The 25,843-nt window shown below is 40.4% G+C and carries 29 protein-coding genes; 16 read left to right on the top strand and 13 right to left on the bottom strand.

The window, feature by feature from the left end:
- Positions 1-66 precede the first annotated feature (66 nt).
- Positions 67-903 carry a mechanosensitive ion channel family protein gene (locus ACFO3D_RS01830; protein ID WP_390292886.1) on the top strand — a complete coding sequence of 279 codons (837 nt, stop codon included), beginning with the start codon at positions 67-69 and terminating at the stop codon, positions 901-903.
- A gap of 64 nt (positions 904-967) precedes the next feature.
- Here ACFO3D_RS01830 and ACFO3D_RS01825 read toward each other — a convergent pair whose 3' ends face one another.
- From ACFO3D_RS01825 to cbpB, 5 genes are all read right to left on the bottom strand, one after another.
- Positions 968-1,219, bottom strand: coding sequence for a YkuS family protein (locus ACFO3D_RS01825; RefSeq protein WP_390292885.1), 252 nt, complete (start codon positions 1,217-1,219; stop codon positions 968-970).
- A 63-nt stretch (positions 1,220-1,282) separates the two neighbouring features.
- Positions 1,283-2,416, bottom strand: coding sequence for an N-acetyldiaminopimelate deacetylase (locus ACFO3D_RS01820; RefSeq protein ID WP_390292884.1), 1,134 nt, complete (start codon positions 2,414-2,416; stop codon positions 1,283-1,285).
- Positions 2,417-2,429: 13 nt separating this feature from the next.
- Positions 2,430-3,149: a 2,3,4,5-tetrahydropyridine-2,6-dicarboxylate N-acetyltransferase gene (gene dapD, locus ACFO3D_RS01815; protein ID WP_390292883.1), complete on the bottom strand. Its 720-nt coding sequence runs from the start codon at positions 3,147-3,149 to the stop codon at positions 2,430-2,432.
- A 70-nt stretch (positions 3,150-3,219) separates the two neighbouring features.
- On the bottom strand, positions 3,220-4,710 hold the full coding sequence (locus ACFO3D_RS01810) for an MDR family MFS transporter (protein WP_390292882.1): 1,491 nt from the start codon (positions 4,708-4,710) through the stop codon (positions 3,220-3,222).
- Positions 4,711-4,894: 184 nt separating this feature from the next.
- Positions 4,895-5,341, bottom strand: a complete 447-nt coding sequence (gene cbpB / locus ACFO3D_RS01805) for a cyclic-di-AMP-binding protein CbpB (RefSeq protein WP_390292881.1) — start codon at positions 5,339-5,341, stop codon at positions 4,895-4,897.
- Between the two features lie 335 nt (positions 5,342-5,676).
- Here cbpB and ACFO3D_RS01800 point away from each other — a divergent pair, with 335 nt between their 5' ends.
- From ACFO3D_RS01800 to ACFO3D_RS01785, 4 genes are all read left to right on the top strand, one after another.
- Positions 5,677-6,528 carry a metallophosphoesterase gene (locus ACFO3D_RS01800; RefSeq protein ID WP_390292880.1) on the top strand — a complete coding sequence of 284 codons (852 nt, stop codon included), beginning with the start codon at positions 5,677-5,679 and terminating at the stop codon, positions 6,526-6,528.
- Between the two features lie 114 nt (positions 6,529-6,642).
- A complete protein-coding gene (locus ACFO3D_RS01795) occupies positions 6,643-7,221 on the top strand; it encodes an SCO family protein (RefSeq protein ID WP_390292879.1) in 579 nt (192 codons plus the stop codon).
- A 789-nt stretch (positions 7,222-8,010) separates the two neighbouring features.
- Entirely contained in the window at positions 8,011-8,496 is a 486-nt protein-coding gene (locus tag ACFO3D_RS01790; RefSeq protein ID WP_390292878.1) for a YkyB family protein, read from the top strand.
- A 111-nt stretch (positions 8,497-8,607) separates the two neighbouring features.
- Positions 8,608-8,808 carry a hypothetical protein gene (locus ACFO3D_RS01785; RefSeq protein ID WP_390292877.1) on the top strand — a complete coding sequence of 67 codons (201 nt, stop codon included), beginning with the start codon at positions 8,608-8,610 and terminating at the stop codon, positions 8,806-8,808.
- Positions 8,809-8,855: 47 nt separating this feature from the next.
- Here the strand turns inward: ACFO3D_RS01785 and ACFO3D_RS01780 are convergent, their stop codons facing one another.
- Positions 8,856-9,170 carry a hypothetical protein gene (locus tag ACFO3D_RS01780; RefSeq protein WP_390292876.1) on the bottom strand — a complete coding sequence of 105 codons (315 nt, stop codon included), beginning with the start codon at positions 9,168-9,170 and terminating at the stop codon, positions 8,856-8,858.
- Between the two features lie 109 nt (positions 9,171-9,279).
- On the opposite strand from ACFO3D_RS01780, the gene ACFO3D_RS01775 reads away from it, so the two are divergent.
- Both ACFO3D_RS01775 and ric read left to right on the top strand, forming a co-directional pair.
- Entirely contained in the window at positions 9,280-10,194 is a 915-nt protein-coding gene (locus ACFO3D_RS01775; protein WP_390292875.1) for a DMT family transporter, read from the top strand.
- A 93-nt stretch (positions 10,195-10,287) separates the two neighbouring features.
- Positions 10,288-10,980: an iron-sulfur cluster repair di-iron protein gene (ric, locus tag ACFO3D_RS01770; protein WP_390292874.1), complete on the top strand. Its 693-nt coding sequence runs from the start codon at positions 10,288-10,290 to the stop codon at positions 10,978-10,980.
- 172 nt (positions 10,981-11,152) lie between these two features.
- Here ric and ACFO3D_RS01765 read toward each other — a convergent pair whose 3' ends face one another.
- Entirely contained in the window at positions 11,153-11,302 is a 150-nt protein-coding gene (locus ACFO3D_RS01765) for an FbpB family small basic protein (protein ID WP_390292873.1), read from the bottom strand.
- 109 nt (positions 11,303-11,411) lie between these two features.
- Between ACFO3D_RS01765 and ACFO3D_RS01760 the strand changes: the two genes are divergently transcribed.
- Positions 11,412-12,575 carry an aminotransferase A gene (locus ACFO3D_RS01760; protein WP_390292872.1) on the top strand — a complete coding sequence of 388 codons (1,164 nt, stop codon included), beginning with the start codon at positions 11,412-11,414 and terminating at the stop codon, positions 12,573-12,575.
- Position 12,576: 1 nt separating this feature from the next.
- Here the strand turns inward: ACFO3D_RS01760 and ACFO3D_RS01755 are convergent, their stop codons facing one another.
- Complete coding sequence (locus ACFO3D_RS01755) at positions 12,577-12,759, bottom strand: Spo0E family sporulation regulatory protein-aspartic acid phosphatase (RefSeq protein ID WP_390292871.1); 183 nt, start codon at positions 12,757-12,759, stop codon at positions 12,577-12,579.
- Between the two features lie 143 nt (positions 12,760-12,902).
- Here ACFO3D_RS01755 and ACFO3D_RS01750 point away from each other — a divergent pair, with 143 nt between their 5' ends.
- The 4 genes from ACFO3D_RS01750 (at position 12,903) to ACFO3D_RS01735 (ending at position 16,538) form a co-directional block, all read left to right on the top strand.
- Complete coding sequence (locus tag ACFO3D_RS01750) at positions 12,903-13,262, top strand: PilZ domain-containing protein (RefSeq protein ID WP_390292870.1); 360 nt, start codon at positions 12,903-12,905, stop codon at positions 13,260-13,262.
- 75 nt (positions 13,263-13,337) lie between these two features.
- Positions 13,338-13,862 carry a signal peptidase I gene (gene lepB / locus ACFO3D_RS01745; RefSeq protein WP_390292868.1) on the top strand — a complete coding sequence of 175 codons (525 nt, stop codon included), beginning with the start codon at positions 13,338-13,340 and terminating at the stop codon, positions 13,860-13,862.
- 340 nt (positions 13,863-14,202) lie between these two features.
- Positions 14,203-15,366 carry a zinc-ribbon domain-containing protein gene (locus ACFO3D_RS01740; RefSeq protein WP_390292867.1) on the top strand — a complete coding sequence of 388 codons (1,164 nt, stop codon included), beginning with the start codon at positions 14,203-14,205 and terminating at the stop codon, positions 15,364-15,366.
- 26 nt (positions 15,367-15,392) lie between these two features.
- Entirely contained in the window at positions 15,393-16,538 is a 1,146-nt protein-coding gene (locus ACFO3D_RS01735; RefSeq protein WP_390292866.1) for a S1C family serine protease, read from the top strand.
- A gap of 566 nt (positions 16,539-17,104) precedes the next feature.
- Here ACFO3D_RS01735 and ACFO3D_RS01730 read toward each other — a convergent pair.
- The 5 genes from ACFO3D_RS01730 to ACFO3D_RS01710 all read right to left on the bottom strand — a co-directional run bounded on the left by ACFO3D_RS01730 (position 17,105) and on the right by ACFO3D_RS01710 (position 23,406).
- On the bottom strand, positions 17,105-19,066 hold the full coding sequence (locus tag ACFO3D_RS01730) for a sensor domain-containing protein (protein WP_390292865.1): 1,962 nt from the start codon (positions 19,064-19,066) through the stop codon (positions 17,105-17,107).
- A 29-nt stretch (positions 19,067-19,095) separates the two neighbouring features.
- A complete protein-coding gene (locus ACFO3D_RS01725; protein ID WP_390292864.1) occupies positions 19,096-20,460 on the bottom strand; it encodes a TrkH family potassium uptake protein in 1,365 nt (454 codons plus the stop codon).
- Positions 20,461-20,669: 209 nt separating this feature from the next.
- Positions 20,670-21,080 (bottom strand): YwpF-like family protein, encoded by a 411-nt coding sequence (locus ACFO3D_RS01720; protein ID WP_390292863.1) that lies wholly within the window; start codon positions 21,078-21,080, stop codon positions 20,670-20,672.
- Positions 21,081-21,098: 18 nt separating this feature from the next.
- Positions 21,099-22,121 carry a GTP 3',8-cyclase MoaA gene (gene moaA, locus ACFO3D_RS01715; RefSeq protein ID WP_390292861.1) on the bottom strand — a complete coding sequence of 341 codons (1,023 nt, stop codon included), beginning with the start codon at positions 22,119-22,121 and terminating at the stop codon, positions 21,099-21,101.
- Between the two features lie 19 nt (positions 22,122-22,140).
- Positions 22,141-23,406 carry a molybdopterin molybdotransferase MoeA gene (locus ACFO3D_RS01710; RefSeq protein ID WP_390292860.1) on the bottom strand — a complete coding sequence of 422 codons (1,266 nt, stop codon included), beginning with the start codon at positions 23,404-23,406 and terminating at the stop codon, positions 22,141-22,143.
- A 181-nt stretch (positions 23,407-23,587) separates the two neighbouring features.
- On the opposite strand from ACFO3D_RS01710, the gene ACFO3D_RS01705 reads away from it, so the two are divergent.
- From ACFO3D_RS01705 to nfsA, 4 genes are all read left to right on the top strand, one after another.
- Positions 23,588-23,911, top strand: coding sequence for an HPr family phosphocarrier protein (locus tag ACFO3D_RS01705; protein ID WP_390292859.1), 324 nt, complete (start codon positions 23,588-23,590; stop codon positions 23,909-23,911).
- Between the two features lie 31 nt (positions 23,912-23,942).
- The gene (locus ACFO3D_RS01700; protein WP_390292858.1) at positions 23,943-24,125 is read left to right on the top strand and encodes a hypothetical protein; all 183 of its coding nucleotides are present in this window, start codon (positions 23,943-23,945) and stop codon (positions 24,123-24,125) included.
- A gap of 225 nt (positions 24,126-24,350) precedes the next feature.
- Positions 24,351-25,076, top strand: a complete 726-nt coding sequence (locus ACFO3D_RS01695) for a hypothetical protein (protein WP_390292857.1) — start codon at positions 24,351-24,353, stop codon at positions 25,074-25,076.
- 17 nt (positions 25,077-25,093) lie between these two features.
- Positions 25,094-25,843 carry an oxygen-insensitive NADPH nitroreductase gene (gene nfsA, locus ACFO3D_RS01690; protein WP_390292856.1) on the top strand — a complete coding sequence of 250 codons (750 nt, stop codon included), beginning with the start codon at positions 25,094-25,096 and terminating at the stop codon, positions 25,841-25,843.

The following is a 25,843-nucleotide window of genomic DNA, read 5'->3' as shown; positions in this document are numbered from 1 at the left end:
TGTGTCGATTGATATACTCGAACCACTAAGCTATGATGAAAATGTAAAAATGAAAGGAGCATCTAAATGGAGTTTCTGGAAATCGATATTGATTGGGGATACATATTAGGTATTTGCCTGAAGATTGGACTGCTTATTCTTGTTTTTATAGTTGTTGCACCTATCGGGAAGAAAGTAATAACTAAAACAATTAAACGAGCCGGATCAGGGAAGCGGATATCAGCTTCACGTATAAAAACCCTAGAGAAAGTTCTTCTGAATCTGTATTTTTATGTGATATTTTTTCTCTTTGTAGTAATGCTGTTCGGCATTTTGGCCATACCAATTGGCCCGCTTTTGGCAGGAGCGGGGATTATTGGACTGGCGATCGGGTTTGGTGCACAGGGACTTGTCAGTGATGTTGTGACAGGCTTTTTCATCCTTCTCGAACGTCAAATCGAGGTTGACGACTATATAACTTCGGGAGGGTATGACGGGATTGTTGAGGAAGTAGGTTTACGCACCACTCAAATCCGAAGTTTTGATGGTACCCTCAATTACGTACCTAACAGACAATTGGTTGGAGTTGCCAACCATTCACGCGGCAACATGCAGGCACTTGTCGATATCGGTATCAGTTATTCTGAAAATATCGATGAAGCAATCAGAGTACTAGAAAAAGTATGCGGTGAATTCAAGGAAGATGAACGGTTCAAAGAAGGTCCTAATCCCATTGGTGTCCAAAGTCTGGGAAGTTCCGATGTAGTCCTTCGTGTAGTTGGCCAAACAGTCAACGGTGAACAGTTTGGTTGTAAACGTGACATGCTTAAGCGAATAAAAGAAGCATTTGACGCAGAAAATATTGAAATTCCATTTCCTCACCAAGTTAATATTAATAAAGATAACACCATTCAATTAAGCTAAAAACATAATCTTAATAGTAAACATTAAGATCCCCGCTCCTGAATACAGGAACGGGGATCTTACATTATTGCTGATCATTAAGTCGCTGATTAACCATTTGCACTACATCCTGGGCAGTACGCCCTTCAGCGTTTATTACAGAACCTTCTGTGCTAATAGTTGACATGCCCATCACATCTTTATCAAGACCGGTAATAACACAGCAGTCACAGTTCGGAGCATCCTCCGCAGAATGCAGCTCAACTACTTCATGCCCCATTTCAGCCAGAGCATTTTTAATATCCGTCAGACTTTCTTCCACACCAATTCGAGCCATTGGATTACCTCCTCTAGATACAAAGCTTTTCGTATCTAGCTTTTCCAATAGTCACAAAGGTATTCAAGAAATATTTTGGTGAGAAAGGGCGTCAAGCGTATGGATAACCGACTTAACTCCGATTTCAAGTGCCTTTTCATCCGGATTCAGCCTGGAACTATGCAGTCCAAATTGGGAATCCACACCCAGCCAGTACATGAAGCCTGGAACTTCCTTCAGCATGTAACCAAAATCTTCACCAGTCATTGCGGCGTCAGCCACCTTGAATGTTATATTATTTTCTTCCATTGTCTCAGAAAATAACTCTACGAACCTCGCGTCGTTATAAACCTGGTGATAGTTGGAGCCATAATCTGCTTCAATTGTGCAATCATGTGCGATCTCAAAGCCTTTGATCAGCTGCTCAATCTTCTTTTTCACCATCGCAATCGCACTAGGCTGGGCAGTCCGAATCGTCCCTTCCAACCGTGCTGTCTCAGCGATAGCATTCTGGACAAAGCCACTCTCCATCTTCCCTATCGTAATTACTGAGCTATCGAGTGGGTCGATGCCGCGCGATACAATTTTTTGGAGCTCAACTACGAAGCTGCTGGCCGCCACGGTCATATCGTGTGTCCGATGCGGATAGGCAGCGTGCCCACCTTTCCCTTTAAAATCGAGAAACAGCTCGCTAGTATTTGCAAACAGGAGACCTGCCCGGCTGGAGACCGTTCCAACCGGCAATTCAGGTGCGATATGCAGTGCGGTAATTACATCAGGCTTCCACTCTTTAAACGCATCGGATTCAATCATTGGAAGAGCACCGCCTGGACCTTCTTCAGCCGGTTGGAATAAAAATACAATGTGGTCCTCGGCACGGTTATTAATAAAATGATTTAATGCTCCAAGCCCAATTGTCATATGAAAATCATGTCCGCACGCATGCATTCTTCCCTCATGAATTGACTTAAACGAATATCCGGTCTCCTCACTGATTGGCAAGCCATCGATATCACAACGGTACCCAATTGTTTTCCGCGGATTCAGGCCTTTTATCCGAACCAGAATACCAGTTTTCCATTCTTTCACTTCAACATGGTCAGTCTGCATTTCCCGGATTTTCTTCAGAAGATATTCCTGAGTTTTCACTTCTTGAAATCCAAGTTCAGGTATCTGATGTAAATCCCTTCTTATTGTCTGCAAGTTGGATATATCCATAGTAACCCCTGCTTTAGTCATCCAATTTACGAAGCTCTTGCTTAATTTCAGTCTTTGATTTCGTGCTTTCATCAATTTCTTTCAGGACTTTGGCTGGGGTTCCGGCAACAAGTGTATTCGGTGCCACATCTTTTGTAACGATTGAACCAGCGGCAACTATTGCGCCTTTTCCAACAGTAACTCCTTCCAGAATAACCGCATTTGCTCCAATTACAACATCATCCTCAATCACAACTGGCTGTGCAGATGGCGGCTCAATAACACCTGCGAGTACTGTGCCGGCACCAATATGACAGTTTTTACCGACTGTCGCACGTCCGCCTAGCACCACATTCATATCAATCATTGTACCTTCACCAACGACGGAACCAATATTGATCATAGCGCCCATCATAATAACGGCACCATCCCCGATTTCCACCTGATCACGAATAACAGCACCCGGCTCAATACGTGCATTCACTTCTTTCAAATCAAGCAGAGGAATTGCCGAATTACGACGATCATTCTCAACAACATAGTCAGTAATTTTTTCCTGATTGCTATCTAAAAAGGATTTAATATCCTTCCACTGTCCAAAAAGTACGCCGCTGTTATTTTCGACAAAGGATTGAATCCCCTCACTGTAACTAAGTGAATCCAACTGTTCACCTTTCACATAAACCTTTACTGGTGTACTTTTTTTACTGTTTGAAATAAAGCTGATAATTTCATTTGCATCCATTTGTTTCACTAAGAGTTCCTCCAATATTACGTATTTATTTTACTTTAGCAGACAACACATACACTCGGCAACAAAACCGCTAATTGTCTCCTTTTTTTGGCAGAAAACAGATCAATATAAAAATAATGATTGCTAATAGCAGTAAGCCGGTATAAACGAGGTGGAGTCCTGAAGTAAGTCCTTCCTGCAAAATCTCCCTTGTCCCTTTAGATAAAGCGTTGCTCGCCTGATGATCCAGCAACCTGTTTGCTGTGTCCACCGATATATTGTCTGCTATCCCGTGCCGTTCGAGATAGGACTGGATACGCCCATTCAGGAGCCCGCCAAGAAAAGCAGCTCCGACTGCGCTGCCGGCTGTCCGCATAAACATATTTGCGGCAGTCGCAATCCCACGCATTTTCCAGCCTACCGCATTCTGAATTCCAACAATAAAAGAAGTGTTTGTCATGCCCATACCCACGCCTATAAAAAAGGAACCAGCACCTGCCCAGACAGGCCCTTTATCAGGTGACAAAAGAAAGAAAAGTATCCCTCCTATTATTAGTGAACCTCCCCCAAGCATTGATGTTGCTCTATAGCCGATAATAAGCAGGAGTCGTCCACCAACAACTGCAGCAATCGGCCAGCCTATGGACATCGTAGTTAAAGTAAATCCAGCAACAGTCGCCGAATGACCCATAACTCCTTGAACAAAAGCAGGCAGATAACTAGAAACTCCTATCAGAATCATGCCTGCCGTTAAGGAGGCCAGATTTGCTACAGTTATCATCCGATGCTTCCATATTCCGAATGGCATCATCGGGTCCTCGGCTGTCAATTCCCTGCGTACAAATAATATAAATCCCACTGCCGATATTCCAATAAGCATATACATTTGAAAGGACGACCAGGGAATTCCTATGCCCCCTTCTACCAGGATGAACATTAAAGTTGTAACTGCTATAAGCATCCATAGTACACCTGGATAATCAATTGAGTGATCCTTTTTTTCAATATTCTCGTGGAAAAACAACCAAATTCCTAGAAGAGCACACACCCCTAGTGGAATATTCATCCAGAATACATACTGCCAGCTGAGAAAATCAACAAAGAACCCGCCGAGCAAGGGTCCGCTGACAGCAGATATCCCCCATACACTTGATAGATAACCTTGTATTTTAGCACGCTCTTCTTTTGTATAAATATCGCCTATAATCGTGGTAGCTATTGGCATTAAAGCTCCAGCGCCTATTCCCTGAACAGCCCGGCAAATAATCAACATCGTCATCGAATTGCTGAAACCTGCCAGTGTTGAACCTAGAAGAAAAACAAAAATACCAAAAATAAATATTGGTTTTCTGCCAAATATGTCGGACAGTTTGCCGAAAATCAGCACAGTAGACGCGTTTGTAAGCAAATAAGCTGAAAAAACCCAGCTGTACGAAGAAAAACCACCCAGATCAGCAACGATACTTGGCATTGCTGTTGCTACGATGGTTGCTTCGATTGCTGCAAGGAACATTCCCAGCATGATGGAGGCCAAAATTAACGGCCGTTTTAACGTCTTACTGTTTTTCTGATTTATCTCCATAATAGTCCCAACTTTTTATGTAGGCTGTTTTATAAAATTTTGTTATCTTGAAACAAGAATGTAGCATCCCACTACGGAAATATATTTCGCTAACATGACATTGTTCAATTACCCTGTTCCTAGCATGAATTAACAAAAACACCCTTCACTGTAGTCAGCAAGGGTGCCTTAATCATATTTTCAGTTACATGTTTTTGGACAAATAATAGTCCTTCCGCATATATTTAAGTATTGCCCGTCTTGTTAATATTCCATCAAAATAACCCTCGTCGTCTGTGACACATACAAAAGGATAATTAATAACTGATTTGAGACCATCCATAAAGGTATCATCCTTCGATAAGGTGGGAATTTCGGTATTCATGATATCCTTCACCTGCATCTCCGAGAGTTTTTCAAACTCAAAACGTTCCAACCCCAGAATTTCATTGAGAATAACTGTTTTACCAATTGTACCTACCAGTTTATAGGTTGCATCAAGCACCGGGACGGCAGAATAACCTGACTTCACCAGAACAAGTAAAGCGTGTTCGAGCGGGTTGTTTAATTGGACATGGGCTACCTTTTCAGATGAAATCATCAAATCTCCAATTACAATATCTGTTAATTGCTGATCCTGCGTGATACTCATATCATCATACGCTCCTTTTAGTTTACTAACAACCACTTGCAAAGGCTTTCACATAAAAAAGGAGTTGTTACTTATAACGAATCCTCGCTGCACAAAAAAACTCATTCAATGACAGTTTATCATATTTACAGCATCAGAGCATCTTTTCATACAGTATTTGTTATATAGTATGATTTTTCTCGATGATTGAGAGCCCTTATTACCCATTTTTCTCATTAAATATCGGAAAATTCCCATATTAATGTATCTACTAAATAATATTTAAACATACAAAAAATTGAGGTATGATTAATATCATCAGTTTACTTTTGCATTCCAGGAAAGGTTTGGATGAAATGAACAGGCGTACATTTTTGAAACGGTCAATCGGGAGTATGCTGGCCGTAGTGGGCCTTGGTGGAGGAACTTACTATTATGCCAGGGAAATTGAACCTGCCATGCTTGAAGTTACGCGAGAGGAAATAAGCTCCGCAGTGATCCCAAAGGGGTTCCAAAACTTCAAAATTGTTCAATTTTCCGATACACATGTTGGTCATCACTATTCCCTCGACAAACTTAAGAAACTTTGCCAAAAAATTAATAGTGTTACCCCTGATCTTATTGTGTTCACTGGCGACCTTGTGGACGATCCCGACACATATAATTGGAATTCAGATATCGTAAGGATTTTGAGTTCCCTTCAGGCAAAGCACGGAAAGTACTGGATTTATGGAAACCATGACCATGGAGGGTATGGTACACAGACTTTAAGAGAAGTAATGGACAAGGCTGGCTTTCAGCTTTTACAAAACAGCCATACATCGATTAACAGCAGCAACGAATCTATTGTTCTTGCAGGAATAGACGATGTCATGCTAGGAAAACCTGATTTAGACAAGGCCTTACAGGGTACCGATCCGGATAAGTTTACGATTCTTCTATCGCATGAACCTGACTTTGCTGAAGAAACACTTCACTATCCTGTCCATGTCCAGTTTTCCGGTCACAGTCATGGTGGACAAGTCCGTCTTCCTTTTATAGGAGACCTTTATACACCAGACTATGCGGATAAGTATGTAATGGGAAAATACATATTGGAAGGTGGAAAATTGGAATTGCATGTAAGCAGGGGTATTGGGACTACTAGAGTCCCGTACAGGTTTTTGTGCAAACCACAGTTTCATGTATACACGTTAAAGTCGGGTTAAGCGGCTTCCCTGCTATATCCGTAACATTTTATCCATGGTTTTTCATACACAACCATGCTACACTAATAGCGATTTTATTATTTCGGATGGAAGTTTCCAAGGAGGAAATTATATATGTTTAATTATAAATTTATATTTTCTCTGCTGTTTGCAGTAGTGATTCTGGGTGGCTGCGGTGATAAATATGAGGGCGACTTTTCTTACGAGGTCCAGGACTTCACATTTACGAACCAGGCCGGTGAAAAAATCAGCAAAGAAGATCTTAAGGGTGAATTTTGGGTAGCTGATTTTATTTTCACCAACTGTACGACTGTTTGCCCGCCTATGACAGCCAATATGGCTAAACTGCAGGATCAACTGAAAGAAGCGGGTCTCGAGGAAGAAGTTAAGCTTGTTTCCTTCAGCGTGGATCCTAAAAATGATGATCATGAAACACTCAAATCATATGTAAAAGCACGGGGCGGGTCACTTGAAAACTGGCATCTTTTTACAGGTTATGAGTTTGATACCATTAAAGAGTTTTCCATTAAATCGTTTAAATCAGCTGTGGAAAAAGTTGCGGACTCCGATCAAGTTATGCACGCCACCAGTTTCTTTTTGGTAACTCCAGAAGGATATGCCATTAAACGCTATGATGGTAGAGTTCAGGCAAACATGGAAAAAATCGTGGATGACATCAAAGCAATGCAGTAATATCACAGGATTTTAAAGAATCCGGGGATAAACCGAAATGGTTTGTCCCCTTTCACTTGGTATACAGAAAAGCGCAAAACTTCGGTGCCTATCCTATATAAGTAAAGCATTCATTACCATGACAATTCAATATACAGGATGGTCAATTACTATTTATTAGCCTGTTTGTTGTTTTTGACACAAAATCTATAAACTGCGAAGTAGTGAAGACTTCAAAGATAGAGTGCTGAAACACTGCTACGGAAATACATTACGCTTTCCACGGGTGGCTGTTGAGCCTCCGTTGAGCTAACGCTCCCCGGGGTCTCATCGAGGCCTCTGCTCCCGTAGGAGTCTCCGTGTATTTCCTCCGCTGATAGCGAGCTTTGTATTTGCTTTTTATGCCTTTTACGCTTGAGGAACTCTATACAAGAGTACCTTAGAACAGTTCATTTTTAAGCCGGAAACCTGTAATAGAGTAGCAGAATACGTAGACTCCTGGGGAACAGCACGAGTCCGAAGACCCCACAGCGAGGAACGAGTGAGGAGGCTGAGGCCGTATCCCCGGCAAAGGAGACACTGCGAAAGCATGAGCAGATGTCGTACTTGCACCTGGAGTGGTGAAAGCGAAGTATTCTGCCGGAACGGGTCCAAACACTCATATATTAAATTTTCACTACTTCGTAGTTTATATCAACTTTGAAGGTGAAAGAGCAACAAGATTTAAGAATTATTAAGATTGCAATAGGACAAGCTTTACGCTACGATTAAAGCAGGAAATCCAAATTCAGGAAAGGAGAGAGCTAAAAAATGAAGGGAAAGAAACCTACCATTCCCCTAAATGATCTTGCCAAGGCACTTTATACCATAAACCGTCATGCCAAAACTGCGCCCGAGCCCCAGCATCTATACCATATCAAGAAAGAAACTATCAAACACCTGCTGGAAGAAAAACGGGCAGAAAAAGTCGGCCTTCACTTTTCAAACCATCCAAAATTCAGTAACCAGCACTCCACTCTTCTTGTCAAAGTGGATAACTACTTCTTCCATATTCCACCCGCGAAGGAAGATTTCAAAGAGGTTAAACACTTAGGTGAGCTGGATGAAAACTACAGGAATCCCCAAACGAAAATGTCTCTGTCACAGGCAAAAAAAGTCGTTTATCGTTACCTGAATATTAAGCCTGAAGGAAAACAGCAGAAGCAGACTGTGAACAGAAAATACTCATCTGCATATTTTACGCAGTCCTCCCTCGGAAAAATGGAATGGCCCCCAACCAAAACACGTCGACGCTGAATTAGATTGCGACAGAAACTCCAAGTTTCCAGAAATGTTTTATGGATAGAAATCAGGGATATAGTCCTGTAAAAAGGAGTGATTCATATTACTATAGAAATGCAGGATTTCATGTACGAACTAAAAAGTTATGCCAAACAGTGCGAGGTTCTTCGAGATACATTCGAGCAACTATCACATGAAGAGAAACGGACAGTTACTCGGCTGGTACCACCTGGCCAGCCGCTCCCCCCTGAATTAAACCGGCTTGCATTTACCTGGGCTGAAGTTATGGAAAACGAGTCAGGCGTAAATGATGAACGTTCTGAATAATTATAGAGAGGCTGCACTAAAAGGTTATACACCTTAGAGCAGCCTCTCTAAATATTTTTAAATAATCGCCGGATTATATAATACAAAACAAGAACTCCCCCGAAAGCTGACAGACTTTGAAGCATTACCGAGAGCATCCATACATTCAACTGACCCGTGATAACCGTTCCGAAAAGATAGATTACAAGCAGAACCATACTTACAAACATATAATAAAGCAGGTAGTACGACTTCATGGAAACAATCCATTTTAAAAGTGGGCGAATCAATATATAACTTAAAAAAGCACCGGCCAATAGATAAATATGTTCCGCTTTTATTACATCAGGCAAGTATTCAAGTGGTAACAGTTCTTCAATCATCCTGTCTCTTCCCTCCCCCATTTATTATTAACCAATTATTGACATAATAGATTACTTATATACGCTCTTTTGATATAATGAAAATTCCATAGATAAGGGGTGAGCTGTTATGCGGAAGGCTTTTTTGGCAATAATTTTGGGTGCGGCTTTATGGGGAACAATTGGATGGTATGTGAAAAACCTATATAGTTTAGGTTTCACACCTATGGAAGTCGTTACCTTACGGGCGTGGTCGGCTGCCCTAATTCTTGTAATCTATTTAATAATTACTTCACCGTCCAAGCTGAAGCTGAAATCCCTGTCAGATATAAAATATTTTATCGGTACTGGAATCTTCAGTATCATCTTTTTTAATTATTGTATGTTTACAGCGATAGACCTTTCGACAATCCCAGTGGCAACCGCGTTACTTTATACCGCGCCAGCGTTCGTCACTATATTTTCATTCTTCTTATTCAAGGAACCACTCACCGGTCCAAAGTTGATTGCCTTGTTGATTACCCTTGCAGGTACTGCACTAATAGTGGGCCTGGTACCACTGGATATGAGCGTGTTCAGCCTGTCCGCGATAATGTTCGGTCTGGGATCAGGGGTTGGTTATGCGCTTTACAGTATATTCAGCAAGTTTGCATTGAAAAAATACTCCAGTCTTAGTATAACCACCTACACATTTATTGTGGCAGCTGTTACATTAATGCCCTTTTTCCCGTACGAAGATAAATTCTTTCTGCTGATGGATCCCACAATTCTTTTTTACGTGTTGGGGCTCGGCTTTCTTCCTACTTCATTTGCATATATAATTTACACTTATGGACTTAACCGCACAGAAGCATCCAAGGCATCAATACTGACCACAATAGAACCCGTTGTGGCAACTATCATCGGAATTTACATTTTTGAAGAACCATTTTCACTGACCCAGTTAGTCGGAATGATATGTATTATCGGTGCGGTTATCGTCATTCAGACAAATGTACGGAATAGAAAAAAGAACTTATTTGCCCAGAAACGGTACATCAATTAAAATAGAAAATCTACTTTAAGTGATATTAATCACGTCACACTGGCTACTGACCCTCTATTAAAGTGATAGACCCAATAACAGGAGGTATCAGTAATGAGTCAATTTACAATTGAACATACACCAGCGGACATCGTAAAAATCTTCCCTAAAGCGAGCGATCTATTTAAAGAGAGCCGAATCGACTTCTGCTGTGGCGGCGCACGTCCGCTTAGCGATGTATTTAACGAGGGAAATTTTGATGGAGATGCTGTATTAAATGAATTAAATGTTGCATTCGAGAACTGGCAGAAGGAAGATCATCAGGTAACCGACTGGGAAGCTATTCCGCATACTGAACTTATTGATCATATCGTTCATACACATCATGCATACCTTAACGATGAGCTGCCTGCCCTTGGCCAGTTTGTCACCAAAATCTTGCGTGTACACGGAACCAACCATCCACATTTAAAAGAATTGCATCACTTGTATAATGACTTCAAAGTGGAAATGGAAGAGCATATGATTAAAGAAGAAACTGAAGTTTTCCCATTGATTAAAGAGTATGAGAAAAATCAGGATCCCAAACTTCTGACCCATATTAAAGAAGTAAACGGAGACCTTGAAGAAGAACATGCCTCTTCAGGAGATATACTAAAACGCATGAGGGAAATTACAAATGGCTTCGTACCACCTGCCGATGCCTGCAATTCTTACCGGATTACCTACGCAAGACTGGCTGATATGGAGACCAATACTTTCCAGCATGTGCATTTGGAGAATAATATTTTGTTTAAGAATCTCTAACCTGGGATTAAATAAATGGAAGGGGAGCAGTATCGGCCGATACTGCTCCCCTTCTTTGCAGATTTGAGGATAGTTAACATATACAACGTATGTTATGATTATTTTGAGAGTGCTTCAGCAGGGTGAAGCGTTTGAAACTATGCCTGATGTACTTATGAAGAGAGAGTTCGGCTTAATGAGAATCATTGACATTATCCGTTTTTTGTTCAGTTTGCTTTTTTTCCAATCGAAGTTCAATTTCTTTCAACTCATTTTCATCGGCAAGCAGTTCTTGTTTATTCTTTTTGACAAGTTCTTCAAAATTCTGGTGTTTTGGACGCATATTTTCACACTCCTTTACTTTCGTTCCATAACCATTATACCCTATTTCACGCATGATAAATCGAAATTATTTGAACATTTTCTAAAAAGTTTAACTTGGAGGCTACAACATGAGACCAACCCTTAATAAAAATGTGCAACATATTGAAATATCTGGTATCAGGAAATTCTTCAACATGGTATCTGACGAAAAAGATGTTACTTCATTGACAATCGGTCAGCCTGATTTCCATACTCCAGATCATGTGAAGAATGCCATGAAAGAAGCACTAAATGAAAATAAAACTACATATACCCATAATGCCGGGATTTTGGAACTTCGTACGGCAATCGCAGATTTTTATAAAAATAATTACCAGGTATCCTATAATCCGGCTTCAGAGATAATCGTAACCACCGGAGCATCCCAGGCAATAGATATTACTTTCCGGACAATTTTGGAACAAAATGATGAGGTTATTCTGCCTGGCCCTATTTATCCGGGATACGAACCGTTAATAAGGCTGGCCGGTGGGACGGTAATCCATGCCGATACTACACAGGATAATTTCAAGCTGACAAAGGGAAATCTGGAGAGGTGTATTACTGATCGAACAAAATGTGTCGTTCTCCCCTACCCTTCCAATCCAACTGGGGCCTCATTCACACGGGAAGAGCTACATGATCTGGCTACTTTCCTTCAGGATAAAAATATATTTATTCTTGCGGATGAAATATATAGTGAACTTGTCTATGACCAAAAACACGTTTCCATAGCAGAATTTAACGAAGTCAAAGACAGAACTATCGTTATTAATGGTTTATCCAAGTCCCATTCTATGACTGGCTTCCGAATTGGCTATGCACTCGCACCATCCTGGCTGGCCGGACAAATGCTGAAAGTTCATCAGTATAATGTGTCTTGTGCATCATCATTAAGTCAGTATGCCGCACTACAGGCATTGACAGAGGGAGCAAAAGATCCGCAGAACATGCGCGAAGAATATCGTAAAAGACGCGATTATGTGTATGACCGTTTGGTAGGAATGGGACTAGAAGTAAACAAACCCGAGGGTGCATTTTACTTCTTCCCAAAAATCTCGTTTAACAATTATACTTCTTTTGAGTTGGGAATTGACCTTGTAAGAAACGGAAAAGTGGCATTAGTTCCTGGAGATTCCTTCTCTTATCTCGGTGAAGGTTATATGCGCCTTTCTTATGCATATGACTTTGACACAATCAGAGTCGGGCTTGATCGCCTTGAAGCATATCTGACGAAGGTGAAAGACAGCTAGTTCATTTTTTGTTGCCGGAGGGGCTGCACATTTTGATTTCTTCATAAAGGTTGAGGAGCTTGTCCAGCTCCTGGCTGATTGAAATGGACTCATTGCTGGTAAACCCTTTTTCCAGCGCAACTTCTGCCATCTTGTTGCGCAAAAGTTCAATCCTTTTTTCCAAAAGCTTATCCGCTTTGTTCATTTATAAATACCCCGCCTCCTTTAGCGATTGTTATTTAACTTTAGCACGATGGACAAACATTGACAAGCTTCCGTTAAGTTTGATTATTTTATTGACAAAATACGATATTACCATCTACTAATAGATTGGAAAGGAGAATACTATTGTATTATAAAAGAAATGAATCTTATCGCTTCGTTTTCAATCAGCCTGTTACTGGTAAGCTTACAAAGCGTGAAGAGAGTAATACAGTCAACGCTGTTGTGGAGGTTCTGGATGTTAGTAACGAAGGAGCAAAAGTCCGATGCAATCATGATATAAATTTCGCTCGGAATCAAAAAGTATATTTGTCTTTCAGTCTTAATTCCAGTGCCTTCCATGCGCCAGGAACGGTGATTTGGTCAAAAAGGTTCCACAGTTCCACTGAAATGGGGCTTCATCTGCAAACAGATAATGAATACAGGAATAACATGATCAAGGAATTGAAGGAAATTGCAAAACAAAAGAAAAAGAGTAATAAGTAATACTTTTACTCGATAGAGAACACCGATTGTGCTACGATGTTAAATGTATTTCCTGAATGAGAAAGGATGTCCTTTTTGTCTAAAGAAAAAAAGAAAAATGAATGGGTGGAATGGGGCAAAGCTATTCTGATAGCAATTCTATTAGCCTTCTTACTGCGGTCATTTGTATTTGCAACCTCAGTTGTAGATGGAGAAAGCATGGTACCAACCCTTGAAGACGGCGAAACAGTTCTCTTCAATAAATTTATGTATTTATTTGATGAGCCTGAACGCGGAGATATTGTAATTATAGAAAGGCCACTGAAAAATTATGTAAAACGGATTATTGCTTTACCCGGGGAAACCGTAAAAGTGGTAAACGATACATTATATATTGACGGAAAAGAATATGAACAAAACTTTATTAGCGAAAACGCAAGAAGTAGTACCGGAATAATTGGACCAATTGAAGTGCCGAAAAATCAATACTTCGTGATGGGAGATAACCGTGCTATCAGCAAAGACAGCCGTAATGGACTTGGTATGATTCGCGCGGAGAATATAGTGGGAGAAGCTGAAGTAGTCATATTCCCATTTAGTGAATGGAATGTTTTAGAATAAGTGGTTGGGTCAGGCGCCAGGTCTGACCCATATTTATTATTCATTGTCCCAGATACAATATCCAATGTTCAGTGCAAGAAGCCCAAAACAGATAATTCCAAATGCCGTTTCCCAAATATCCATTCGAATACCCTCCCTAACTCCAAATATGTAAAAAGTGTAACATTTCTTAGTAAATATGTCCTTCCCTTCTTATAATACCAATTTAATCATCCTAAATAAAGCGAAAATATGTTAAAATATACAAAAGCGACAGCCTCCGTTAGTGACGTACGGACTGGACTGAGTAATGATTATTTTACCAACAGGATATAACAGACTTTTGAAAGTAGGTTTTGCTATGCACCACTGCCCTCACTGTGGTATGAAAGTAAAAGAAAATGAACATTTTTGTATAAAATGTGGCAAGCAATTACCACAGGATTTGTCAGAGCGTCTTGAAGACCAAAAAGTATTCAATAAACTCTGGTACATACCTATTGCACTTTTGGCTGTATTACTATTATCTGCCGGAACTTACTATGTTTTTCTTCAGCAACAAACTGCTGACGCAAAGTCCTTATACAACAAAGCGGAAGATTTAACCATGGATGGCAAATACGATGAAGCGGAAGATTTACTCCACTCTGCTCTCGAGCAAAACAAGCATTTTTCTCAGGCTGAAGTAGCGCTAAGCTATGTCCAAAAGGCGATTCAAATTGAGAATAGCCTGAGTGAGGCAAAGGAAGCCCTGGCACAGCAGAAATTTCAGGAAGCTTTAACATTGATAAACGAAGCAGAAAAGGAACTTAAGAATTTCAACGGAGATGCGGTAAAGCCTCTAATCAGTAACATTACGGCACACCGTAATACCGTAAAAATAGAAGAACTTAAATACAGATTACAACAAAAGCCTAGTATCGACGATTTGAAAACACTAGTCTGGGAAGCGGAAGCAATCAAAACTGATCAAGGGAAAGAAATTACCGCAGATATCCGAAACCAGATTGTTGATTACACCTTTTCCAAAGCAAGTGAACAGTTAAACGATAAACAGTTCGCCGATGCATTACTGATTGTTGAAGACGGACTAAATTATGCACCTGAATCAGAGAAACTGCTTAGTCTTCAGACAACCATTGAAAAAGAGAAAATTGCTTTTGAAACTGCCCAGCGCCAGCGTATTGAACAGGCAATCAGCTCAGCAGAGAAAGAAAGAAAGCTGAATGAAAATGATGCAATTGAGCTTGTTTCTGTAGATGTTTCCAGCGATGAACAAGGTAAACTTGTTGTAAAAGGAAAAGTGAAAAGTGTTGCTACCATACCGATTAACACAATACTTGTTGAGTATTCCCTGTTAACCAAGACAGGAACAGAATTTCTGTCAAACAAGGTATACGTCTATCCTGATACCCTTTATCCAGACGAAACCGGGGAATTCGAATTCACCCATTTCGATATAGATCAAAAAGGCAAAGATATAACGATTAAAGTAGACAAGATAAAATGGTATACCGATCAATAATATTTTGTATTTCCTGAGGTGAATATATGCACAAAAAACATACAGGTCCCATTATAGCAACAGTGCTTGCTGCTGCCCTTGGGATTGGATTGATGTTTCTCATAAATAATTTGTGGTCCTCCCAAACTATCGCTGTAAATAACCCTATTATTAATAAAGTTGAATCGGAGTCCCGAAGTAGTGATTTGAAATCCATTATCCATGAAGCTGAAAAAAGTGTAGTTCAAATAGAAGGACAGAATGAATACAGCAACATTACCGGTTCAGGGTTCATATTCAATGATAAGGGTGACATTATCACCAACGCCCATGTAGTAAGGGATGCGGATGTCATTTATGTTCGAACAGCGAATGCGAGAGTCTACCCAGCAGCTGTAGTTGGAATGGGACAAGACACCGATGTTGCCGTAATCCGCGTTCCTCAGCTTGCAGGTCACAATGCGTTAACGGTAGAAACCGAAAAGCAAGCCGAAACTGGTGATGAGGTAATCGCACTGGGCAGTCCTCATGGTTTTCAGAACACCGTTACGCTTGGAATAATATCAGGCACCGAACGTGACTTTTCCGTCGACGGCTTCAATTATGATAACGCTTATCAGATTTCAGCCCGGATTACTCACGGAAACAGCGGCGGCCCACTTATCAGCAGAGAAACTGGTAACGTCATTGGTATTAATTCTGTCGGCACAGAGGATGGAACGATTGGTTTCAGTATTCCTATAGTCGACGTTATAGACCAGGTCACAAAATGGACCAACGAGGTGCAAAACGACCAGTTGGATTTTGCCAGCTCATCTGATATTGGAAAAGATACTAAATCGGATGAACTTATTGACAGCGCTGAGTATATCACCACTTATTTTCTCGATAGCATTGCGATTCGGGACTATGTAGCTGCATATACGTTGCTCGGAAGCTCCATGCAATTATCCAATTCCTACACAGAGTTCAGGGATGGATATACACACTTTGCTGACCTTGAATATGGACAACCGTCAAGTAAGCTTCTTGACGACAACCAGATTGAAGTAACAATTGATGTTACCGTGAAAACAAAGCTTCCTGATCAACTTGAGACCAAGGAGGAGACTACCAGCTATAAATTTATTATTGGGCATGAGAACAATCAGTTTAAAATACTAAGTATTACTAATACAAAAAGTCAAGGATAAGAACAAAAGCGCAAGCGCCCTGCTTATCACCGTATGACCTGGACGGAATCGTATGAGATAAAGGAAACACAATGAGCAAAGCGAATTGAAGTTGACTTATCGTAAGAAGAGTCCGGAAGGGCACTAGGTGATGGGCGCTGTAGCTGGACGTGGCTCTTGCTGGCAAAGAGCTTTATAGAGCCAAAATCATATACTTTCTTACCTTGGAACAAAAGCGCAAGCGCCCTGCTTATCACCGTATGCCCTGCGCCCCGTCAAACGGGGTGGGTCGACGTTGCCGCGCAAAGCGGCGGACTTAGTCGATCTTCCCTTAGAGATAAAGGAAACATGCCCCTGCAAAAGGGGTATGCCGACGTTGGCCGCATAGGCCGGTTTTAGTCGGCCTTCCTTACATTTCGAATTGATGTTGACTTAACGTAAGAAGAGTCCGGAAGGGCACTAGGTGATGGGCGCTGTAGCTGGAGTTGGCTTTTGCTGACAAAGAGCTTTATAGAGCCAAAATTATATACTTTCTTACCTTGTAAAAAAGCTTGTGCATGCGCACAAGCTTTTTTATGGATGTTCTTCTACCCTACTGGCTTAAAAATTCTTGTTAACTTTTCAGGCGGCAACGGTTTACTGAAATAAAACCCCTGCATCTCATCACATTTCTCCCCCTGAAGAAAATTAAGCTGTTCGATTGTTTCCACACCTTCCGCAATGACCTTCATATTAAGGGAATGCGACATGTGAATAATGGACTTCACTATAGCCTGATTTTGCTTCTGATTTTCATTCATAAAAATCTTATCTATTTTTAGCTTGGTTATCGGAAACATACTTAAATATTTTAGTGAAGAATACCCGGTTCCAAAATCATCAATGGAAACCTGCACCCCTAGAGTGCGTAAACGTTGCATTGTCTCAAGTATATACTCTTCATTTGCCATGGCCATGCTTTCTGTGATTTCCAGTTCCAAATAACCTGGATCTAAACCTGTCTCATTTAACACAGATTCGACCTTCTCTACTAAGCCTTTTTGGTTAAATTGCTTCGCAGATAAATTAACACTTACTATAATCGGCTGATAGCCTTGATCCTGCCACGCTTTGTTCTGTCTGCAAGCTTCACGCAAAACCCAGTCACCAATATCAATTATGAGACCTGTTTTCTCGGCAAGTGATATAAATTCCTCAGGCGGAATATAACTTTTAACAGGGTGATTCCATCTGAGAAGCGCCTCCATACCCACAACCTTCCCAGAATTCAGATTTTTTTGCGGCTGATAATGCAGTTCAAACTGCCCTTCTTTAAGGGCGTTACGCAGTTCATTTTCCATCGTTAACATCGCTCTGAAGTTCTCGGATATGGACGCTTCAAACACCTTATAATTGTTATGATGCTTTTCTTTAATCACATACATTGCTGAGTCTGCATGTTTTACTAGATCATTCGGAGATGTACCATTTTCAGGAAAGAGACTGATTCCAATGCTCAGTGATGTGAATACTTCATAGTCTTCTATCTTTATTGGTTTTTCAAACTGAGTTATCAAATCTCTTGCAAGCGAGGTAGCCTCATCTTTGCGTTTCAAATTCCGTTTAAGAATCAGAAACTCATCCCCGCTCATCCTGGCGATAAAAGTATCCGTATCCGCAAACGCTTTGAACCTTTCTCCACACGCATGCAAAAGTTTGTCGCCAAAAGCATAACCCAGCGTATCATTAATCTCTTTAAAGTAATTCAAATCAATAAAGTAAACAGCAATCTTTTCATCGTTTTTACCAGCTTCAACAATAGCTTCCTGAAGGATTTTATAAAAGAAATTTTTATTAGGCAAATCGGTAAGCTCGTCATAAAAAGCCATAAACTCAATCCGCCGTTCATTCTCCACCCGGTCTGTTACATCCTTCGCAATAGCTACACGGATAATTTCTCCCATATGATGATAAGGATGCGTCATAATTTCAATATAAAAGAGACTTCCATCTTTTCTGACCCCTGTAAGGGCGTATGGCTTATCAGGACTACTGTGGACTGCTTTTGCTAGTTTCTCAGTACTCTTACTATCTAGTAGCTGGGAAAATTGCCTTCCCTTAACTTCTATTATCGACTCATATCCGAACATGTTAGCAAAGGCCTGATCACAATCGATGATTTTTTCCTCATCGTAAATTACCATACCTTCTGCATTATCCTGTACAAGTTGATTTATATACTTTTTTACTTCATTGGTTTTGTCATGCAAATTAAGTTCGTTCATGATGAGACAATAGATATCACCTGCAGCACGAATGGATTTCACTTCAATCAGCCGTCCATTTCGATTTTTCTGCTCCATAATCAGATGGGCATCATCTTGCTCCACCAGTAGACCAAAATCTATATAATCGGAAACAAACCTGTCAGATGATTCATCTATCATTAATAGAGAATAGGCAGCATTATTACCATTAACAATTTTGCCATTTTGGTTAACAAAAAGAATGGCTTCTTTCAACCTTGTTAAAACCTGATAATGCATCGGTAATATAACTTCCTTCGACATGAACTTCCTCTCCCAACTACACCCATGAATTATCCTATAATCATCTTCTCTTTCGGATAGCGGTACTTTCCTTTTTTCTTTTCCTTACTAAACATAAATAAGAACGTTATGATGCCCACCCGGCCGATGAACATCAGTAACATAATTAATACTTTACTAAAGGTAGAAAGTTCACTGGTAATTCCCAGGGAAAGTCCTACAGTCCCAAATGCGGATGTAACCTCAAAAAGTATCTGGGAAATATCAAATGGTTCAGCAACTGAAATAATAATCACCGAGATAAATACAACTAAAATTGCCATAAAGGACACTGTAACTGCCTTTAATAAGTCCTCCTGATATATCTCCCGTTTGAAGATCCTGATCACACCGCCACCTTTGGCATAAGTGAAAATAAATATAACAACCAATGCAAATGTCGTCGTTCGTATTCCCCCGCCGGCACTGCTTGGTGAGGCACCAATAAACATAAGCATGGACATAAATAAATGATTCGCTTCCGTCAACTGACTGACATCCATTGTCGATAATCCACCGCTTCGAGTGGTTACCGACTGAAACATCGAATAAAACAGGGCTTCATGCCAGGATTTTCCAGCAAAAAAATGATTAATGTCAATCAGCCAGATAAATAATGACCCCATAATAATAAGCATGAGAAACGTAAAAGTTGTTACTTTTGTAAACAACGTAAACTTCATATGCTGACGATACTCAGCTTTTGCAAAAATGAATTCCTTTACCTCAATCAGAACAGGATAACCAATTGCCCCGAATATAATCAGGAGCATATTGATGAATTGTACAAAATAATCATCCTTGAAAAGTCTCAATGATTGACCTGTAATATCAAAGCCTCCATTGGTTGTGGCACTGATTGAACCAAAGAATCCCTGCAGATACGCCTCTTTGGCTGTCGGGAAATACTGCAGAAAATGGGTTCCTAAAACGAGAAATCCCACAAACTCTATGGTTAGAATCACAATTAGAATCTGCTTTATCAGTCTTACCATGCCCTGGAACGATGTCTGATTCTGGTCTGTCATAATCAGCCTGCGCTCTTTCAATCCTATTTTTTTTCCCATGATCAGCCAGATAAACGTTCCAGCCGCCATAACCCCGACCCCACCAAGCTGAAGAATTACTGCCAGCAGTATAATTCCTGTGGTGCTGAAGGACTCCACAATAGAAATGGAACTTAGACCAGTAACACTAATAGCGCTTACAGCCGTGAATAGAATATCAATAAATGCCAGATCCACACCCTCCTGATGTGCAACAGGAAGTGCGAGTAAAACTGTTGAAATAATGACTGCTGCTAAATAAAATAATAAAATTAGCTGAACTGGTGAAAGCCTTCTTGTCCAGTGGAATACTGATTTATTCTGAAACATTTCGAAACCCCTCATAAACCTTCAATAGTTATATCGGCTCTATTTCTGAAAACTTAATAACATTATAGCAGTCAGATATCGACTTTGCTCAAATTTCAGGAAAATTTATTATAAATATATCAAAAAGAGGAAAGAGCGAAGAGGATGAAGTCATAGGAGGACCAGGAAGAAGAGGCTATGAAAGGTCAGTCTGCTACGGCCAACCTCTACTACATACTCTCTTTGAATTTCTCCAGAAGCTTTTCTCCATTATAACCTTCGTCGATAAGCGCTTTTAATTTATCTTCAACAATTTCCTTTTGGTGATTGACGATTGTTCCCCGAAAAAGCACATTCATATTCTTGCCAATTTCATTTACGCCAATCACGGAGGTGATGAAGGTTGCTGGTGCATTTGACTTTTTAGTGATATGGACTTGAATGATAACTTCTTTATTTTTATCACACAGCTCGGTAAAAAAATCATAGTATTTATTCTCAAGGAAGGCTTCCACTATCCATCGATTTTCTTCATCTTCCCGGTTTATAATCAGTCCATCCAACAGAGGAAATGATTGATGGACTGTGCCGGAATTTCTGCTATCTACAATATCTAACGAAGCTAGTTTAAATGTTTTCACTTCATTCACCTCCTTTTCCTATCCACCAATATAGGACATTTCGATTTTACGGCGGTTTTTATGTTTATTTTCTGAACGCTCATCGGAGTAACGATCGGTTCTTCTTCCCCAAATCCCGGTGATTTCTTCTTCAAGCTGCGAGTCAGATATATCGTCACGCAGTCGTTCCCTCACATCATATCCACCTGATGCGAACAGACATGTATATAGCTTGCCATCCGCTGAAAGACGAATCCTTGTACAAGTCCCACAGAATGAGTCCGTAACCGAGGATATAACGCCTATTTCTCCTTCCCCGTCTTTATAACGGTAGCGAGAAGCCACCTCACCATAATAATTCTCTTCCGCAGGTTCTAGTGGCATCTCTTCATTTATGGTATCAATGATTTGTTTTTTGGAGATTACATTGTTAAAGTTCCAGCCGTTATGGTTCCCCACATCCATGAATTCAATATAGCGAAGTATGATATCTTTCCCTTTAAAATAGCGGGCCATCGGAAGAATCTGTGACTCGTTCATCCCTTTTTTGACAACCATATTTATTTTTATTTTCAAGCCGGCTTTCTGTGCAGCTTCAATCCCTTTCAATACAGGTTTTGCGACTACACCCTTGCCGTTTATCTGGGTAAATACCTCGTCTTCTATCGCGTCCAAGCTGATGTTCACACGTTTAAGGCCAGCTTCTTTGAGTTTATGTGCTTTTTTGGGAAGAAATACTGCATTAGTTGTGAGAGCAATATCATTAATCCCTGGAATTTCAGACAGACGGGAAATTAGTTTATCCAAATCTTTTCGCATAAGCGGCTCCCCACCTGTAATACGGATCTTCTCGACTCCTGCCTTTGCAAATGTTTTTGCGAGACGTACAATTTCATCGAAACTGAGTAGTTCTTTTTCAGACAAAAAGACATAATCCTCACCGAATATTTCCTTCGGCATGCAGTATGTGCACCTGAAATTACATTTATCTATCACAGATATCCGGAGGTCTTTTAACACTCTACCAAACTGATCCTTGATTGGTTCAACTTCATTTTGCAATATTACCTCTCCTTCAGATTTAATAAAACTGTTCCTGGCCCTGTTCATTATCTAAAAGTAGAACTTCCACTTCGTCCCCTGGCTTGAATCCACGGGTACCGCCTGGAAGCACCAACAAAGATGTGGAATGTGCAAGTGATGAAACAACGTTCGATTTATCAATACCAGCAAGCTTTGCATAGATAATACTGTTTTCAAACGTTAAATAACTACGGACAAACCGTGTAAACGGGTTTGGTTTCGGAAAATCGTCGCCAAGCACTGCATTAACCCGTTTCAGAAAAGGCTTCTTGTTCCCCAGGAGGTGGTTTAAAATGGGACGGACAAACAGTTCAAATCCCACATAACATGCGGAAGGATTACCTGAAAGCCCAAATAGCAGTTGATTTCCCCTGGCTGCAACCGTAGTTACACTGCCAGGACGCATTGCAATCTTATTAAACAGCACTTCTGCACCGAGTTTATCATAAATATCAGGCATTAAATCATAATCACCAACAGAAACCCCGCCGGTTGTAATAAGTATATCTACTTCGTTCAATGCATCCTCGACCGCTTGAAAGCTTGGTTCCAACTCATCAGCCAACTTGCCGAAGTATTTATATTCCGCTCCGGCACGGATAATCTGCGACTCAATCATGTATGCATTCGAGTTTCTTATTTTACCTGGCTGCAGTTCTTCTTCCACCTCAAGCAGTTCGGTTCCGGTAGCTATAATCCCTACCAGTGGTTTTTTAGTAACTTTAACCTTACTATAGCCAAAAGTGGCTAGAAGCGCTTTAACGCCGGGGTTAATAAGTGTACCCCTGTTTATCAGCTTCTCGCCTTCTTTTATTTCGGACCCTTTCGGTATTACATTCTGCCCTGAAGACATTTCCCGTTTAATTGATATATAAGGCTTGCCATCTTTTTCAAATTCCTGGCATATCTCAAACATTGCAACGCAATCGGCACCAGCGGGAATCATGGCACCGGTCATTATTCGAGTGGCTTGACCCTTTTTCAGTTTTACTGAAGGAACCCGTCCAGCTCCGATATGTTCGACAATTTCAAATTCAACGGGGTTGTTCCTTCCCCCTCTATCCGTATCTGCAGAAGAAAGTGCAAAACCGTCATACGGAGACTTATCAAACGATGGGACAGGATTAGTTGCAATAATATCGTCAGCCAGTCGCCTGTGATCAGATTTATTTATTGAAACCACTTCCGTTTCTCCCGGAAGCCGGTGATCCCACACATGGTCAATCGCTTCCTGAACCGGTATTGGTCTGCGTCTCTCCACCATACAAATCATACCTTCCTTCAGTCAATCGTTATAAATTCAGTTTAACAAAAATTGCCGTTGATTGATAATCTGGCAACCTCTTAAACCTTAAATGTTTCAGAATTTTATTCACTGGGTATTTAGTTACAGACACCAGAAAAAAACCTAGCATTTCAAAAATTATACAAATGAGGTGATTGGTTTGACAGAAATATCATCATACAAGATTCAATTAACCCAGACATTGTCTACACACGACATCGTAGAACTTCATCAATTTGCTTCCCTAAGTGACTGTACCTTTTATCTATATCGTGAAAACGCAATCGCAGACGCTGCCAACCTGCCAAAATTACTTTCATTCTTCTTTCTGACACCTGAAACGGATCAGATTGTCATCATTGTCGACGGTCCTAATGCCGAAGAAGCCTACAATGAACTTGAACAATTACTGGAAAACCAGGTTAAGAAAGCCGAACAGCGAACTTTCCATAAAGTACAGGATGGTGCCTCAGTGGTTATTTAGTCTAAGGAGTTCAAAAAAGGAGGCTACCATAATGGAATGGATTTTTATAACCTTAATTGTAGCGGTTATTTTCTTCCTGATCATTGCCCTAAAAAGCAAGGGGAAAAATCCCAATAAAGACGCCTCACTAACCAGAAAAGAAGAGGAAAATCTCAAGGAAGACTATCTATCACATGGGGATGTTGAAGAACAACGCGATAATAAAAATATATAATACCTTTTCCCTCAAAACATCACGGACCCGTGGTGTTTTTTCTTTCAGACTGTTTTAAAAGGATTGTTGTTGTAGGCCCAAAAACTATAAACCACGTTAATATCAACTATGAGAGTTGAAGAGCAGAAAAAAATATGAAAAGTGCCTTCTTTTATGGTGAATAAGGTTTCAATAAAGTTTTCATTTTTAGTATAATGAGATTAATTCAACCTGGGGGGCAATGAAATGTTTAAACGAACGATGGTATTGGGATTGATGCTTTTCCTGGTGGCATGCGCAAATGAGCAGACAATAATGAAAAATGAATCCCCACCAAAAGACCCGCAGCAGAATCCTGAAATTGTTGAACAGGAAGATAAAGACAAAGAGGAAGTAAATCAGTTCATCAAATTCACACTGCCAGATGAACAACTTATGATTAATCTGGAAATGGTCCCTATTTTAAATGCCTATCTTATAGCATCCCCGAATCGCGAACAGACTATCCGCGAAATGAATATGAAGCCGGTAAGTGCGAATGAAAGGGAGTATTACCTGCTCGAATTTTCGTGTGATAATGATTTATGTTCCTACCTTTTCATGAATCAGGCAGCCGATAAAAGCCAGGCATACCTTGTGGCCGATATGGCTAAATTAGTAGAAACTGAAGTTTCTCCTGAAAATAACCGTATTATGTTCCATTTTAACCGGGAACAGAAAAATCTATCGGTTCCTTTTTCTGATATTGCCGTCATTGATCTGGAAAACTGGGAAATGGCTTCGATAAAAAACGAGACAGATGATAATAATCGATTGGATTTCGAGTGGCAGACGGTCACTGCAGACTGGGCAGATAATGAGACAATTACCGCGCTGCAACCGGCATTAATGGAACCAACCCCGGAAAGTTTTAAGCGATGGCAGAAAAATGGAAAACCAACAGAGGAAGTTTTATTTACACTCAATGATTGATGAAGGAGATTCAGAAAATGAAAGAAACCATTGACATAATAAGTAATCATAGATCAATTCGAAAATTTAAAAATAAGAATGTTCAACCGGAGAAAATAAAAATCATAATTGAAGCAGCTATGCAGGCGTCCACATCAAGTTATGTAATGGCCTACTCTGTAATCAGCGTTACCGATCCTCAGCTAAAAAGAGATTTAAAGGAAATTTCGGGACAGGAGTATGTTGCAGAGAACGGCCATTTTTTAGTCTTTTGTGCCGATTTGAACAGAATTGCAAGCCAGGCATCACATGAAGAACTGAAAGAGATGGAAAAGTCATTGCAGAGCACGGAGCAATTTATCGTAGCAACTGTGGACACAGCGCTTGTCGCCCAAAATACTGTAATTGCTGCGGAATCCATCGGCCTGGGAGTATGTTTTATAGGCAGTCTCCGAAATGATATCCAACAAGTAAATAATTTATTAAAGCTTCCGGAATATGTTGTACCATTGTTTGGAATGGCTCTTGGTTATCCTGATGAACAGCCTGAAAAAAAACCACGTCTTCCAATTGAAGTCGTATTGCACGAAAACACCTATCAGCAATACGACGAATCCAAGCAGCAAAAGATTGATGCATTTAATCAACAGCTTAATAACTATTACCAGACAAGAACAGAAAATAAGCGCACCGACTCATGGTCAGATCAGATGATTCGTAAATATAAGAAAGCAATTAGAATGGAAGTAACAGATTTTGTGAAAGATAAGAAACTTAACCGATTATAA

It is taken from the genome of Virgibacillus kekensis (assembly GCF_042654125.1).
Lineage (GTDB): Bacteria > Bacillota > Bacilli > Bacillales > Amphibacillaceae > Lentibacillus > Lentibacillus kekensis.
The sequence above is the reverse complement of the archived record's forward strand: the minus strand, read 5'-3'. Positions and strand labels throughout refer to the sequence as shown.